The 16779-nt window shown below is 48.3% G+C and carries 8 protein-coding genes; 3 read left to right on the top strand and 5 right to left on the bottom strand.

The genetic code is table 11. The annotated features are described in order from the left end of the window. Positions 1 to 18: 18 nt before the first annotated feature. The 5 genes from E2R66_RS15960 to E2R66_RS15940 all read right to left on the bottom strand — a co-directional run bounded on the left by E2R66_RS15960 (position 19) and on the right by E2R66_RS15940 (position 13719). Positions 19 to 4035 carry a non-ribosomal peptide synthetase gene (locus E2R66_RS15960; protein ID WP_133232308.1) on the bottom strand — a complete coding sequence of 1339 codons (4017 nt, stop codon included), beginning with the start codon at positions 4033 to 4035 and terminating at the stop codon, positions 19 to 21. Between the two features lie 19 nt (positions 4036 to 4054). Next, positions 4055 to 10762 carry a polyketide synthase gene (locus tag E2R66_RS15955; protein WP_133232310.1) on the bottom strand — a complete coding sequence of 2236 codons (6708 nt, stop codon included), beginning with the start codon at positions 10760 to 10762 and terminating at the stop codon, positions 4055 to 4057. 266 nt (positions 10763 to 11028) lie between these two features. Further along, positions 11029 to 11370: a hypothetical protein gene (locus E2R66_RS15950; RefSeq protein ID WP_133232312.1), complete on the bottom strand. Its 342-nt coding sequence runs from the start codon at positions 11368 to 11370 to the stop codon at positions 11029 to 11031. Positions 11371 to 11433: 63 nt separating this feature from the next. Then, entirely contained in the window at positions 11434 to 11853 is a 420-nt protein-coding gene (locus E2R66_RS15945) for an SRPBCC family protein (protein ID WP_133232314.1), read from the bottom strand. 69 nt (positions 11854 to 11922) lie between these two features. Beyond that, entirely contained in the window at positions 11923 to 13719 is a 1797-nt protein-coding gene (locus E2R66_RS15940) for an ATP-binding protein (protein WP_133232316.1), read from the bottom strand. Between the two features lie 501 nt (positions 13720 to 14220). On the opposite strand from E2R66_RS15940, the gene E2R66_RS15935 reads away from it, so the two are divergent. From E2R66_RS15935 to E2R66_RS15925, 3 genes are all read left to right on the top strand, one after another. Beyond that, a complete protein-coding gene (locus tag E2R66_RS15935) occupies positions 14221 to 14733 on the top strand; it encodes a hypothetical protein (RefSeq protein ID WP_133232318.1) in 513 nt (170 codons plus the stop codon). Continuing rightward, complete coding sequence (locus E2R66_RS15930; RefSeq protein WP_133232320.1) at positions 14693 to 15040, top strand: bleomycin resistance protein; 348 nt, start codon at positions 14693 to 14695, stop codon at positions 15038 to 15040. The genes E2R66_RS15935 and E2R66_RS15930 overlap by 41 nt, the downstream gene beginning before the upstream one ends. A 574-nt stretch (positions 15041 to 15614) precedes the next feature. Continuing rightward, positions 15615 to 16715, top strand: coding sequence for an AAA family ATPase (locus E2R66_RS15925; protein ID WP_133232322.1), 1101 nt, complete (start codon positions 15615 to 15617; stop codon positions 16713 to 16715). Positions 16716 to 16779: the final 64 nt, after the last annotated feature.

Here is a 16779-nt window from a genome sequence, read left to right as displayed (position 1 = left end):
GGCTTTTATGCTGTAAGCTTATTTCTTTGCCAGGTCATCCAGGCACTTCTGCAATATCCGCGCAAATTCTTTATCGTTCGGTGCTTTAAATATCGTATTATGCTCACCGGGGATATTGTGAATGTTTACCCCTTTTAAGGCAAAGGGCTTCCAGCCCATAAATTCAAAATCGTCCAGATAAAAAGATCGCCTCTCCGCCCTGAATAGTTCTATGGCAATATCATAAGGCTCTATACGATAATATTTTTGGGCTATATCGTTCATATCGTCGATACGGTTGCTATAGCCAAAAAAGCCTTCCTTTTGCTCTTTGCCGTCTCTCAATCGCCATATCAACCGCATCATCATCCTGTAGAGTGATTTTGCCCGATACTGAATCGTTTCCTTGAAGCCATCCTGAAACGTGAGCGAATACCACAATCGGCGGCCAACATACATACCGCGTTTAACCTTGTTTACCAACCAGCTATCATAATAAGGCGTACGATAGGCATAGGTATCAAACATCCCCAGCATTTTTACTTCCAGGTTTAAGGCCTCCAGTTGTTTAGCCATCTCAAAGGCGATGATACCACCGAACGAAAAGCCTGCCAGGGCGTATGGCCCATCGGGGTTTTGCGCCCTGATACTCGAAATGTAATGTGCCGCTATATCTTCCATGCGGTTAAGCGGCTCCTCTACCCCATTGAGGCCTTTAGCCTGCAAGCCGTACACCGGCTGCTCATCATCCATATTGATAGCGAGCGCATTGAATAACAGCACGTTGAGGCCCGCACCGTGTACGATATAGATAGGCATTTTGCTACCTTTGGGCTTTATCGGCACCAGCGAATCCCACATAATGGCTTTGCCGTCCATATTCAAAACCAGGGCAAGTTTCTCTATAGTCGAGTTTTCGAACAATATAGCCAACGGCAGGCGTTTGCCTGTTTCTTTTTCAATCCTGGCCATCACCTGCACGGCAATAAGCGAGTGCCCGCCCAACTGAAAAAAGTTATCGAAAATACCCACTTTTTCGATGCCCAAAAACTCTCTCCATATCCCGGCTACCATCTCCTCCACATCGGTACGTGGTGCCATGTACAGGGTGTCGCCATCGGTGGGGAGAGGTCCAATCAACGCAAGTGCTTTTTTATCAACCTTGCCGTTTGGCGTTAGCGGCATAGCATCTACCTGTATAAAATTATCAGGTATCATATAATCAGGCACAGCGCCCCTCAGCTCATTGCGCCAGTAGTTGGAGCATTCGTTAAAGTCTTTGCATACAAAGCCATCTTTAAAGGCTACATAGGCAACCAGCTTATCTACGCCGTTGATATCGGGCCGAGCAATTACCACGGCCTGTTTCAAGTCGGGGTCTTTAGCCATGTGGAACTCAATTTCTCCGGTTTCTATACGATAACCGCGTATCTTCACCTGCGCATCAATGCGCGATAGGTACATCAAGTTGCCATCGGGCAGGTATTTACCCAAATCGCCGGTGCGGTACATCATGGTACCAGGGGTATCAGCAAAGGGATCTTCTAAAAACTTCTCATAATTTAGTATCGGCTGGTCCAGGTAACCTTTTGCTACGCCTTCTCCGCCAATATAAATTTCTCCTGCCGCGCCGGGTGCCAGCGGGTTTTGAAATTGATCAAGGATATATACAAAGGTATTATCAATCGGCTTGCCTATACTTATCTGCTTATCCTCAGGCGTTATTTGTTTAATGGTAGACCATACGGTGGTTTCGGTAGGGCCATAAACGTTCCAAAGCGATGATGCCCGGGCCAGTATGCGCGTAGCCAGATCCATAGGCAAGGCTTCGCCGCCGCATATTACCTTTATCTTCTCGGTTTCCCAGCCGGCCTCCAGCATAATACGCCAGGTGTATGGCGTAGCCTGCATGGTGGTAATTTTTTCTTTTTTGATGATATCCAGCAAGGCATAACCATCTTTTGCCGTGGCAGCATCAACCAGTACAATCTCCGCACCCGTAATCAGCGGCAAAAACAATTCCAACCCCGCAATATCAAAGCTGATGGTAGTTACAGCAAGTAGTTTATCATGCGCCGTAAGACCAGGCTCCTTTTGCATACTGTACAAAAAGTTCACCATGTTATGATGCGCAATCTGCACCCCTTTTGGTTGCCCGGTTGAGCCGGATGTGTAAAGAATGTATAACAAATCTTTGCCTTTTACCTCAACGTTCGGCTCCGTTACGGGTTGATTGCCCATGCCTGCTATCATATCAGCAAGCAATAGTTCTTTGGCCTTCGATTCGTATTTGCCGGAGTAGTCGGCAGAGGTGAGCAATATTGCTGCGCCGGAATCGGCCAGCATGTAGTTGATACGGTTGATGGGGAAAATCGGATCCAGAGGTACGTAAACACCCCCTGCTTTGATAATGGCCAGCAAGCCTATCACCAAATCAGCCGACCTATCTACCGAAATGGCTATTTTATCACCTTTTCTTACCCCCTCTGTCACTAATACCCAGGCAAGTTGATTGGACTTTTCGTTCAGCTGCTTGTAGGTAAGGTGTTCGTTGCCGAACTTCAGCGCCACGTGACCAGGATTTTTTGCGGCTATTGCACTAATAATCTGGTGAAGCGATTTTTCTTTTGGATAAGCTACGCTGGTATTATTCCAGGCTTTTAACTGGCTCGTAAATTCATCTGCACGCATCAGCGGCAATTTGCCAATCAGCTTATCGGGCGCACTTACTATTTGTTTCAATAAATGCTGGTATTCATCCATCATCAGGCTGATGCGGGCAGGCTCAAATATCTGCGTATTATACGACCACTCCAGCACCAGGGCATCCTTATGGTCGGTAATATTCAGGAATATCTCGAAGTTTTCGTACTCGCGGCCGGTGGTGATGTAGCGATGGCTCAGGTTATAGAAATCTACTCCCTCATCCATACCGATATCGATGTTGAAAACCACAGGCACCAGCGGCACGCGCGAGGGATCTCTTGGAATATTTATTTTTTTGAGCAGGCTACCAAAGGTGAACATCTGGTGATCGTAAGCATCCAGTACCTCTGTTTTGCGCGCCTTTAGGTAATCTAAAAACGATTGCTCGCCATTGGGGTGGCTGCGCAGGGCCAGCAAATTTACGCAATGGCCCACCAGGCCGTAATTCCCGGTGGCAGATTGCCCTGCGGCGGGTAACCCTAATATAATCTCTTCGTGGCCGGTTATCTGTTGCAGGTAAACTTCAAAAGCGGCCATCAGCGTGGTTACAAAACTGGTTCCGGCTTTGCGCGCCATTAGTTTTATATCGGCAACCAACTGGGCATCCAGCGTAAAATCAGCACGTTTACTTTTATAAGTGCGCTGGGCGGGGCGTGGGTTATCAGTAGGTACATTAAGTAAATGCGTGCTACCGTTGAACTGGTTTACCCAGTATTCTTCAGTTTGATGCCGTTCTTCTGAATTTATATTGGCGTTTTGCTCAACGGCATAGTCGCTATACTTTGGCGCGGGGGGCAGTTTTGGCCATTCGCCTTTGGCAAAGGCCGAATATAGCTTACTTAGCTCCTGCATAATAATCCCTATCGACCATCCATCACAAATGATGTGGTGCGCCACAAAGGTGATGTAGTGCTCCTGGCTGCTTAACTTTAGTATAGTTGGTTTAAACAGGGGGCCGTGCATCAAATCGATAGCGGTGATAGCGTTCTGGCGGGTGTAATTCTGGATAAAAAGCTCGTTTTGCGCTTCGGTATGTGACGAAAGATCCTGGTAATCGATATGCAAAGTTGGATTATCATACACCAGGAAACTCTTACCGTCGGCGCTGAAAACCGTCCGCAGTGCTTCATGCCTATCGCTAAGGGCCTGTAGGGCCTTAAACATGGCCTCTTTATCAAAGGGACCGGAAAGTAAAAGCGAACCCGAATCGTTATAGGCGCAGCTGGCATCTGCACCACCTATCAGGCACGATGTCCATATTTCTATTTGCGGTTCGGTAGCTGGGGCCACCAATGCAATCTGGGGCCCGGCAAATGGATCGAACTCAACAGGACTTACCTCGTAATTCATAACACCGTTCAAATTAAAACTATTTTACCTGCAAATACTTACCCGGATTGCTTTCATCGGCAATAAACCAACCGGGATTGCCATCCTTATCGCGCCCGAGCCTGGCGCCGGGTACCGGTGGTGTATTTGCGTTTGCGGCCACGGGCTCAACGTGCAATGCCGTAACAGCACCCCCCTCAACCTGTTGATTGGTTGGAAAGAACCCGGCTGCAATCATCTCGTCGAGGCTTTCGGTGAACGCCCCCAGCATGAATTTAATATCGTCCTCGGTATGCGCATCGGTAATAAAGCACGGAAAACCGTCTAATATATGCACTCCTTTTAAGCGCATCAGCGTAAACAACAGTTCGCTGTAGGGAATTTCTTCTAAAAACTTCATGCGCCACAGCGAACCAAAGCCCACAATGGTGATGGGAACACCCGCTTGCCTGCATTTGGCTTCCATACCATCAGTGAAGATTTTGGCCATAGCCGTAAGCTTTTGCTGAAGCGCGGGACCACGCTCTTTCATATACTCCAGCGAAGCCTTTGCAGCCGCCAGGGCCAGCGGGTGCCTAACGAAAGTACCGGCAAAGTACGTTACCCCAACTTCGGGCACAGATGCGTCGCCATACTGCCACTGGCCGCCGTCGAGCGCATCCATATACTCTTTTACACCACAAATGGCACCAACCGGCATACCACCGCCAATAACTTTGCCATAAGTGCCCATATCGGCCTTTACGCCAAATATGGCCTGCGCACCACCCTGATGCATGCGGAAACCGCTGATCACCTCATCAAATACCAGGGCAATTTTAGCATCGGCAGTAAGTACGCGAAGTTTCTTCAGAAACTCTACCGGTTTAAATTCGGGGCGGCGGCTTTGCACGGGCTCTACCAATACGGCAGCTATCTCGTCGGCACGCTCTTGTATTATTTTGAGGGTTTCGTCGGTACCATAATCCAAAATCAGCATGCATTGCACGTTTTCTGACAAGATGCCCGATGCGGCAGGCACCGTTTTTAACTTCTTAGTACTACGTACAATAACCTCGTCCATAATACCATGGTAAGATCCGCTAAACGCTACGATGAGCGATCTGCCGGTAACTGTGCGGGCAACGCGCATTGCACCCAGTACCGCTTCAGAACCGGTGTTGCACAAGGCAGCACGCTCAAACTGCGTAAACTCGCAAAGCAGTTTACAAACATCGCCCGCCAGTTCATGCTGAGGGCCAATCTCGTAACCTTTATCTATCTGCTCGTGTATCACCGTCTTCAACACATCGGGCTGATAGCCTAACATATTGGAGCCGAAACCGTTAAGGGCATCAATGTATTCGTTACCATCTACATCCCAAACGCGGCTGCCTTTAGATCTGTTCACAACAATGGGGTAAACCAACTCTTTGGTTAGCGGGCGGAAACCACTCACCACCCTTGGGTCTGCCATGTACGGCCTGTGCTGCTGCGTTTGCGCCTTACTGGTTTTTGTTTTTTCGTTATAATCTTTGGTGAGCTTGGCGATTAGTGCCTGTTGTTTAGGCGCTAAGCCCTGCACCTGTCGCTCTATACGGGCCGTAGCACCAAAGGGCTTCTTAAGTTCTACCATTTCCTCGGCACTGATATCTGATGCAGGCGCAAGCGATATGGCGGGTTTTGCCACAGGCGATTGCGCACTGTTACCTTGCTGTACCTGCACTGGTGGCGGCGTAAGTTGTACGGTAGTAGTACGCACCGGTTGCGGGTATCCTGTATTCCCACCCTGCATAAGGGCTACCTGGCTGGCCAATAATTGTAATTGCTGAGCAATCATGGTGAGGACCTGGTTGCTGCCTTCTGCCTGCGGCGCGGCATGAAATACTGGCTGCTGGTAAGTTGGCTGCTGGTAAACGGGTTGGGCGACCGGCCTCGCCGCAGCTGCCGGCGGGGCGGGTTGGTATTGGTCGGCAGGGAGTATGTTATCCAGGTGGGCCGCCAGTAAATCCAGCGAATTATATTCCTCAAATAATTTGCGGAAAGTGATAGGCACGTTGAACTCTTTTTTGAGGTTGGTGGCTACCTGCGTAAGCAAAAGCGAATCGAAACCAATTTCGATAAAACTGGCATCGCTGCTATCCACATCTATACCCGATGTATCCTCAAATATATCCTTCAGTTTACCTATCAACAGTTCCTTTCTAAGTGGCATATCTTTTTGTATTGCTGTGCTGTGTTCAAATAATTGTTCAGTAGGTGCTTCAAATGGCGGCGTTAAATGGCTTAGCGGGATAACCGGCTCTACCCAAAAACGTTTCCTATCGAAGGCATAAGTAGGCAAGTTCAGTTTCAGCCTTTGCTGCCCGGCATAAAATGCTGTCCAATCCGGGTCGATACCGTTCATCCAAAGCTGCCCAAGCGCCTGCAACGCCGATCGGGTGGGCAAATCGCCCAGGGCGCTATCTATGCCTGGTATGGTTGTAACCAACTTTGGCGATGCCTGTTGCTTTACCAGGGTGGAGAGTACATTGCCAGGACCAACTTCCAGCATTATGCGGCCCTCGTCTTCGGCTAACAAATTAGCTGCATCGGCAAATCTTACCGTGCGGCGTACATGCATGGCCCAATAATGCGGGTCGAGCGCTTCGGCCTCGCTGAGCCATTTACCGGTTATAGTTGATATGATGGGCTTAACCGGCGGGTTAAGCTTAACGGTTTTCACTACAGCCTCAAAGGGTTCTACCACGCTATCCATCATAGCCGAATGGAAGGCGTGGCTGGTTTCCAGCACGCGCGTAGCGACGTTCATGGCGGCAACCGTTTGGGCAAATTTCGCGACCTCTGCACTTGGCCCGGCTACTACGGTGGCATTTTTGGTATTCAGGACTGCAATGGAAAGTCCATCGGGCAATATATCGCGTACTTCGGCCTCGGGCATTCGTACGGATAACATATCGCCACCTTCTGCTTCGCTTACTAATTTTGCACGGCTGCTGATGAGCTTTACCGCATCTGCAAGCGACATGATGCCCGCAAAATGCGCGGCCACGAATTCGCCTATGCTGTGGCCCGTTAGTACAGCCGGGGTTATGCCCCAACTCATCCAAAGCCTGGCCATGGCGTAGCTGGTGATGAACAGGGCAGGCTGCGTGTACAGCGTATTTTTTAACTGCTCGGTAGCGGCGGCTTCGTTGCTATCGTTGTATAATATCGCCAGGATATCTTCCTGAGAGGTGCCTTTGAGCAGGGCGATGCAATCGTCTATAGCCGAGCGGTAAACCGCTTCGGTATCGTACAAATACCGCCCCATATTCACAAACTGTGCGCCCTGACCGGGAAACATAAAAGCAACTTCGGTTGCTTTGGCATTGAGTTTTTTGGAATCTGTTTTGGGTATTGACGATGCCAGTTTCTCTAATAATTCTTCTTTTGTTGCTGCTACCGCGATGTAACGATTGGCGAAGCCCGTACGCCCGGTTTGCAGCGTATAGGCAATATCTGCCAGGGATGCATCCGGATTGCTATTTATCCATGCGGATAGCTTTTCGCGGTATTTATCGGCGCTGCTCTCCGTTTTAGCCGACCATTGGATAAGGTGCAAAGCGTTCCCTTCACCCGAGAGTTTGATTTGCTGCGGGTATTCTTCAAGTATAAGGTGTACGTTGGTACCACCCACGCCAAAAGAACTTACACCGGCTATGCGCTTTTTATCGGTCTCCCAATCGCGCAGCCGGGTGTTAACGAAGAACGGACTGTTTTCGAAATCGATGTTGGGATTGGCCCTGGTATGGTGTAACGAAGCCGGGATTTGATGATGATACATCGCCAAGGTTGCTTTTATAAAGCCAGCAACGCCCGCAGCTGCCACTAAGTGGCCCATATTACTCTTGATGGAGCCAATGGCGCAGTACTGGTTAGCATCCTGCGGACCGAACGCCATGCGCAGTCCCTCTATTTCAATCGGATCGCCCAGTACAGTAGCCGTACCGTGCGCCTCTACATAAGTAATGTCTGCTGCCGATACCCCCGCATCCCTGATAGCCATGGCTATGGCACCGGCCTGCCCGGCTGCATTGGGTGCAGTAAAGCTACCCTTGCCGCCGCCATCGTTATTAAGGCCCACGCCTTTGATAATGCCGTAAATGGTGTCACCATCGGCTTCGGCCTCTTCCAGGCTTTTCAGCAGCACTACCCCTGCCCCATCGCTGAACACGGTACCATCTGCTTCAGCATCAAAAGAGCGGCAATGGCCATCGGCACTCAGCATGGTGCCTTCCTGATACAAATGCCCGCTGTTTATAGGTGAACTGATTGATACCCCGCCTGCCAATGCCGCATTACATTGCCCTGCACGGATGCTGTCAACTGCCTGGGCAATTGCTAGCAGCGATGTTGAACACGCCGAATGCACGCTAACAGCAGGACCTTTCAGGTCAAGCTCGTAAGCAATTCGCGTTGCGATATAATCTTTTTCGTTGAGCGTTGATACCATGAAACTGCCAACCTTATCAATCAGGTGGCGGTTGGGGATCACATTGTTGATATAGTAAGTATTGTTGCCGCAACCTGCAAAAAGACCCACCATGCCATGGTATTGCGATGGCAGGTGACCTGTGCTTTCCAGGGCCTCCCAAACCAGCTCCAAAAAAATGCGCTGCTGTGGGTCCATCAGTTCTGCTATTCGCGGGCTCAGTCCAAAAAATGCTGCGTCGAACTCGTCGGAGTTTTCTACTACACCACGGGCTTTTACATAATTAGGCGCAAAGCGTACCTCGGGTGGTATCGAAGAGTCAATTTCCTCATCGGTAAAGAAGCGGGTGGTTTCACGGCTCTCTTTTAATAGCGTCCACAACTCATCTATCGTATTGGCACCCGGGAAACGGCCTGCCATGCCTATGATGGCGATATCGCCGTTGCCGGCCTTAACTTTAGTTTTTGGTAATACCACCTCGGCCACCTTACCTGTAGTGCCATCCAAATATGCAGCAATACCGGCCACCGTTGGAAACTGGTACAATTTGGTAATGGGCAGCACAACATTATATTGCTTCTTTAAAGTTGCAACCGTTTTAAGGCCCAGCAGGGAATTTCCGCCCAGTTCGAAGAAATTATCGTCGATACCTACTTTTTCAAGTTGTAGCAATTCGCACCAGATACCTGCAAGGCGTTTTTGCGTAAGGTTAGCTGCCGGCTTATATAAAGTTGCCAGTTCAGGCCGTTTCAGATCCGGCTTGGGCAGGTTATTACGGTCCACCTTGCCGCTGCTGGTTTTGGGCAGGTCGGTCATCCACACAAAAGCCGAGGGCATCATAAAATCGGGCAGCTTTTCTTCTATCCTGTCACGTACCTGTGCAGTAGTTACCCTTTCGTGCGAGGCTACCAGGTAGGCTACCAGCCGTTTATCGCCGGGTGTGTCTTCCCGTGCAATCACAACGGATTGTTGTATACCATCGAGCTGATTTAGCAAAACTTCAATCTCGCCAATCTCCACCCGGTTGCCGCGTATCTTCACCTGGGTGTCTTTACGGCCAAGGTACTCAATGTTACCATCAGGCAAAAAACGACAAAGATCGCCACTGCGATAAATACGTATAGTTTGGCCATTATTTTGCCAATCCACAAATTTTTCGGCAGTCAGATCGGGACGGTTAAGGTACCCGTAACTAAGATTTATACCGCTTATGCACAGCTCGCCAACTTCGCCATCGGGCAATAGACTGAGGTTTTCATCGAGGATGTAGTTTTTTGTATTATCTATCTCCTTACCAATGGTTGGTAAAGCAGGCCAGGTTTCAGGCGCTCCCGTCAGTTTTAATGCTGTACTGGCAACGCTGGTTTCGGTTGGGCCATACATATTGTAGAAAACACAGCCCGGCAAAGCCTGAAAAAAACGAACAATCTGTGGCGTTACCTTTAATTGTTCGCCGGCTGTAATTACCTCCAATAGTGATTGCGGGTATCGTTTTTCTGCATCGGCTATTTCTGTAAAATATTGCAGGGCTACAAAAGGCACGTTGATACGGTTAACCTTCATGTCATCCACATATCGGATCAACCTAACCGGATCTATACGTACTTCATCTTCAACAAGTACCAATGTACCGCCTATGCATAGCGTACAAAATATCTCTACCACCGATGCATCAAACACCAAGGGCGCAAATTGCAAAGTTTTTGCACCAATACCTAAATAGGGTGAAATACGCTTGTGGTAATAAATGAGGTTAACCACGCCTACATGCCCCACACAAACGCCCTTTGGCGTACCTGTAGAACCTGAGGTATAAATAACATAGGCAACATGAGTGCGGATATTTTGATCAACAGATGTTGCCGTTTCAGTGTACTCTTTATCTGATGCAATTACTGTAACCGGCAAATGGGTGAACAATTCTTTTTGCGCCGTTGCTGCCAGTATCGTATTCACACCTGCATCCTTTAGGATATGCTGCAGCCTTTCAATAGGGTATGATGCATCAATAGGCAAATAGGCCTTACCTGCTTTAAGCACCGCCAGTATGCCTGCAATGGTTTCTATGGATCGTTGCACACTAACACCTATTACCAGAGAATCCGGGCTTTGGTTTACTATAGCCAGGGCAAGTTGGTCGGCTTTCCTGTTTAATTCGTGGTAGGTAATTTGCTGTCCGGCAAGCTGTATGGCAAGTACATCGGGCGTGAGTTGCGCCTGTTCCTCAAACAATCGATGCAGGAACACATCGCCCGTTTCTTCCTGGTGATAAATATTCTCGGTAAGTAAGTCCATTAATTGGTATAAGGAGGCTAAATACTACATAGCCTTAAAAAACGCTTGTAATTAGTTCAAAATCGCGTTCAAGTTATACATTTTTTGCATTACAGGCGAAATGTCACAACCCTATTTTTTGATTTATTTTGAAATGCGGAAATTCAATACCCTCAAAAATTAGCTATTGGTTACATCATTTAAAATAACGACAAAACGCCATCCAAAGCCCCAGTCTTTGTAATTTTTAATTAACAATCCTGAAGCTTTTCATTGGAAAATAATCTTTAAGGATAGCTGATTTGGTTGGGCTCGGCAGCTACAATTTCGGGGCGGTTTTTATGCATCTCAAAAACACCTGTAACACACAAGCGTTTGCCTTTTAGGTTGGCCCAATCCATCACAATTTTATTTCCCTTTACGGCGATCGTGTATTTCTGATTGGGATAGTTGCCCCCCATGTTGATGAGGGAAAGTGTGTCGCTGAATATTTTTACGGAGTAAACCGTGTCGCACAAGGTTTTGGATTTGCCGAGATTGTTCTTAAAATCGTCGGCATTAAAGGTTTGTGCCGATGCTTTGACAGCAAAAGCAACCGATAATATAAGGAGGGTAAGGATTTTTCTCATAATTTTTTTTCGCGTTGTCATAACAGCATACCAAACGTAAGTTTGGCAAAGGAGGGTTGCTGACTAATTCTCCTCTGCGTACTTCTTGAAGTTATTCAGGATGGCCTGCCAGCCACTGCGCTGCATTTCTACCGGGTTCATGCCTTCTGCCTCGAACGTCTCTACTATTTTGGTGACCTCATCCTCGTCTGTAAACGTAACGCTTACCTTACGGCCATCGCCAATTTCATATGCAATAAGCTTATACTCGTCAACAACGGAATAAACGCCCTCGAAATCGAAGCTCATGCTACCATCTTTAGCGGCCATGGTGGAGGTGAATTTACCGCCGACTTGCAGGTCGTTAGATGCTTTGGGGGTGTGCCAGTCATCGCTTGCTGCGTTCCAGTTTACAACGTGCTCAGGGTCGGTCCACAAGCTCCAAACTATTTCTACGGGTGCGTTTACGGTTGCTTCTACGGTTATCTGCGTGGGGTTTGCCATATCTGTTGATATAATTTAGCGTAAAGGTAAATGATATTGAATAAAGAAGCCGCAGGTATTTTATTCTTGTTAATGATTTGAAAGTATCTCGCGTGGAGCAAGGGCATTCTGCAGTGGCTCGAGCTTTTGGAATAATAGCGTAGGCTGAAAAGGCTTCGACAAATAATCGTGCATGCCGGCCGCTTTTATCTTGCTGTGGATATTATGCGATACAGATGCTGTTAAGGCAATTATCACCACGGACGATTTAGCCGGATGTGCCATCTGCCTGATGCGCTCAGTTGCTTCGTAGCCATCCATAATAGGCATGTGCAAATCCATCAGTACTACATCGAAATCTTCGGTCATTAACTTTTCAATGGCCTCGCTACCGTTGCGTGCCAGTACGGAGCGCGCCTTCCATTTGGTAAGCAATTTAACCAATAACAAAGCATTGATAGGGTTATCCTCGGCTATCAGTATCTTGAGCCCTTCCAGACTGCTGTTCATGCCAGTATGGATAGATGCGGGCACTACAATGCCTTTGTGTAGGTTAAAATCTATAGCGAACGAAAACTCGGAACCCTCGCCTGCAATACTCTTCAGCACTATGTTACTATTAAAAAGTTTAAGCAGTCGTTTTACGATAGCCAGGCCTAGGCCGGTACCGCCGTAGTGGCGCGTGGTATCTGCCGATGCTTGGGTAAATGGGTCGAAGATGGCTTCCTGCCGATTGTCGGCTATGCCTATGCCGGTATCCGTAACCGAAAAATGTGTAGATACGCTATGCTCATCGGCTTGGGTAACATGCAGTTTAACACTCACGCCGCCGCGCTCGGTAAATTTAAGCGCATTGCCCACCAGGTTATGGATAATTTGGGTAAGGCGGGTGGGGTCGGTAACTAGCCATTTATCTTTCAGTTGATCGTCTACATCCATAGTAAGCGTTAGGCCCTTTTCGGTGGCCTTTTGCTGCAGGCCAAGGCACACGCGGTGCATCAACACAGGCAGGTTAACAGGTATAGTTTCAAGCTCTATGCGGTCGTTCTCGCTTTTGTTATAATCCAGTATATCGTTAACCATCGTAAGCAGGCTCTGCGCCGAAAATTCCAGGATATCGAGGTTCTCGGTTTGCTCGGCCGTGGCCGTATCGCGCACCAGGCTGGCCATCCCCATTACAGCGTTTAGCGGGGTGCGCAACTCGTGCGACATGGTAGATAAGAACACAGAGCGCGAATCGGCAAGTGCCTTGGTTTCGGCTACTGTGGCTTGCAATTGCCTGTTCAATTCCTCCTTTTCGCTTACATTATCCCTAAATGCGCAGTAAAACAGATAATGGATCAGCAGCATGGTGATAAAGTTCATGGCTACTATAGCTTCAAAACCTGGCGAAGGGAGCTCCTGGGGGATAACATCCATGTGCCAGTTACCGCGACCGCTAGCTGCAAGGTAATACAGCAACGGCGCAATAGCCAGTATGCTATAAATCACCGCGAAACGACTATCGATAAGATAATACCCCACAAACGTTACCATAAAAGCAAACTGTATGGTAACCATGTTGATGCTTTGCTGGAAAAAGAATACGTTGGTCCATACTGCGCCTATACCGGTAACTACGATAAAATGCGAAATAATATTGATGCTGTTCGGTTTATAAAGCAGGTATTTAGCAAGAGCAAGATAAAATACCAATATGAAAAGCATTCGGTAAAGCTGATGTTCGTGTATGCGTGTCAATACCAGGGGGAGTAACACCAGTATCTTTACGATAGATAACAGCAAGATGGTGTAAACGATTTTTATCCGCGCCTTTTTCAAAGTATCGGGCTGCCGCGCTAATACCTTTTTTAGGGAGAAATTCAAAAAAGGTATTTGAGCATCCATAAGAGTCAGTTAGGGTTGACAGTAGCGGGCGTTAACTTAAACGCTAATTTATCAAAACATTCAACAAAAAACATTCATTATAAAGGCTAAACCGCCAATAACCGGAAAGTTTTTATCGTGTAAAGTATTTATACCGCGAATAACGAGAAATGGTTACAACTAATTACATGTTGCACCTTATATAGCTTGCTTGTTACAAAGCGGCGCCGGGCTAATAGGATATCCCCAAGCATGCAAGTGTTCCATTTTTGAATGTGAAACACCATTTTCCAAATAGTAATTGATTATCAATTAATTACATTTTTAGCGGAACACGTTGGAACACCCTCATTGTTCAAGCAAACCTATACAACAAATTCTTTATTAGGAATTTAACAAAAAACACTAAGCACTTTGGGACGAAAGTGGAACAAATTGGCAAAGAGCTTCAAAAACAATACGGAAGATTATCATCCGTGGTAAAGATTGTGCATATTGCATAAACCAATCCAATTAACTACAATGATTGCTAAAGGCAACTGGCAAGGCTACTATCAATTCGACAATAAGCGCCACGAGAGCATGCGGGGCCACAAGCACACCTACTTCGGGATTGCTATCGTTAACATTGCCGATAACAGGTTCAGCGGCACGGTGCAGGACGATCTTGCAAGCGGCGGCACCGAAGGTATAGGCGAAATTACAGGTACCGTTGATGGCGACGAAGTTGAGTTCATTAAGCAAATGCCCGTGATGACGGTGCTCCGCGCCGATGGTACACGCCAAACATTTAATAAAAAACACCGCAAAATCTACTACGCCGGCAAGCTATCAGCCGATGGGATGAGCATCAGCGGCCAGTGGAGATTTAAATTCGGGTTTCTTTGGATAGGGATTATTCCGATACCCATGCCGCCCACCTCAGGTACCTGGACCATGACTTTTAAAAGGATAAGTATCTTCGCACATCGTAAACCCATAAACCCAACCCGCCATGCTTACCGCCATCAACCCGAAACTACCTATGCGCAATAAAGCCATCACGCGCCAATTTTATATCGAAAAGCTTGGTTTTACGCAGTTCGGCGGCGATTACCCGGGCTACCTGATGGTAGAGAAAGACCATATCCAGATACACTTCTTCGAATTTACCGACCTCGACCCTAAAGATAACTACGGACAAGTGTACATCCGTACCGACGATATCGAGGCGTTTTACGATCTGGCCAAAGCCAATGGCGCCAACGTTACCGCCCTGGAATACAAACCCTGGATGCAGCGTGAATTTGCCATACACGACCCGGACAATAATTTGCTGACGGTGGGGCAAAGTATGGTTTAGGACCTGAGGTGTTCGAAACACGACGGCCGTGTCCGCGTGGCAAGTCGACTCACCCCCCGCCCCCTCTCTACTGCGTAAAGAGGGGGAGAAATTGGGGCTTTTTTTCTTTTCTTCACCCTCTTTGCGCAGCAGAGAGGGTCGACCAGCGATAGCGTAGTCGGGGTGAGTTAAATCTGCGAGCGATAAGATCTACTCATAACTTCCCCTTCGTTTTTCTGCGTTTTTCTTCGATTTTCATTGGTTTTTAATCCAAAAAACGGTTTAAATCGTCCGTTTTCGGAGCGGTTTTTTTGACTGATTTAGACGGAAAACCGGAGCGTTTTGGTCTTATTAGTGTTCCAAAAAACGTTTTGTGGAACACTAAAAAATACCTGGTGACACAGTAGTGTCACCATTTGCATCCCTTTGATCGGGTTCCCCCTTCAGGGGGTTAGGGGGCTAACACTGTAGTGTCACCATTTGCATTCCTTTGATTGGGTTCCCCCTTCAGGGGGTTAGGGGGCTCACTACTGACACAGTTGTGTCACCATTTGCCTGCCCTTGTTTGGCTAACTTGCATCATAATCAAATTTTTATGAGCATTAAACCAACGGTCGAACTACCATTTGAACGCCCGCCGGAGATCGAACTGATCCGTTCGCTGGCGCGGGGCGTAAAACTTACCGCTAAACAGCGCAAACTACTGCAACAACAGGAGGAGCAGGCAATAACCGGCGACGAGGCCTTTATCATCAAAAAAGCCGACGACTGGCTATACCTCCCTCCCGACCAAAACCCAGCAGGCGATATGCTTTTTGGCGATCTGTGGTTTAAAGGCGAACTATGCATCCTTTTTGCCGATACCAATGCGGGGAAATCCATCCTGGCGGTGCAACTGGGCGATGCCATCAGTCGCGGCGAGGGCTTGGGCGATATGCCGGTGCAGCAGCAGCCCCAACCGGTGCTGTATTTCGATTTTGAGCTGAGCGCCGCGCAGTTTGCCAAACGCTACACCGGGCCCGATGGCCAAATGCATCGCTTCTCGCCAAATTTTTACCGCGTTATCATCAACCCCGCCGCCAGCCGCGAACGCAAGTTTGCCAGTTACCACGATTACCTCATCAACTCCTTCGAGAATATCATCGTCAGCACCGGCTCGCGCACCATCATCATCGATAACATTACCGCCCTGCGCAGCAGTACCGAAAGCACCGCCGCCGCCGTAAAACTCATGCGCAGCCTCAACCACATCAAAAACCACTGGGGGCTATCCATACTGGTGCTGGCGCATACGCCCAAGCGTAACCCCGCCCGGCCCATCACCCGCAACGACCTGCAAGGCAGCAAAATGCTCATGAACTTTGCCGACAGCGCCTTCGCCATCGGCGAAAGCCAAAGCAGCCCCGGCCTGCGCTACCTTAAGCAGGTAAAACAACGCAGCAGCGGCATGGCTTTCAGCGCCGGCATGGTAAAATTTTGCCGCATCGTAAAACAGGGCAGCCTGCTCCACTTCGCGTTCGAGGGCCAGGGCAGCGAAACCCCTCACCTGCAAACCCAAACATCCCGGCAGCGCAAAGCGACGGATGAGCAGATCCACCAACTACACGCCGAAGGACACAGCGTGCGGCAGATAGCCGGTCGGCTAAATTGTGCGCAAACAACGGTGTTTAGGGTGATAAAAAGGGTGAGTTCATGATGGGCAGATTTCAAATGTGCAGATGACGGAGATTTTCGCTGCTAGCAGGTTTAATACTGAAATG

Source organism: Mucilaginibacter psychrotolerans, assembly GCF_004519315.1.
Lineage (GTDB): Bacteria > Bacteroidota > Bacteroidia > Sphingobacteriales > Sphingobacteriaceae > Mucilaginibacter > Mucilaginibacter psychrotolerans.
This window is presented reverse-complemented; position numbering and strand designations above follow the sequence as displayed.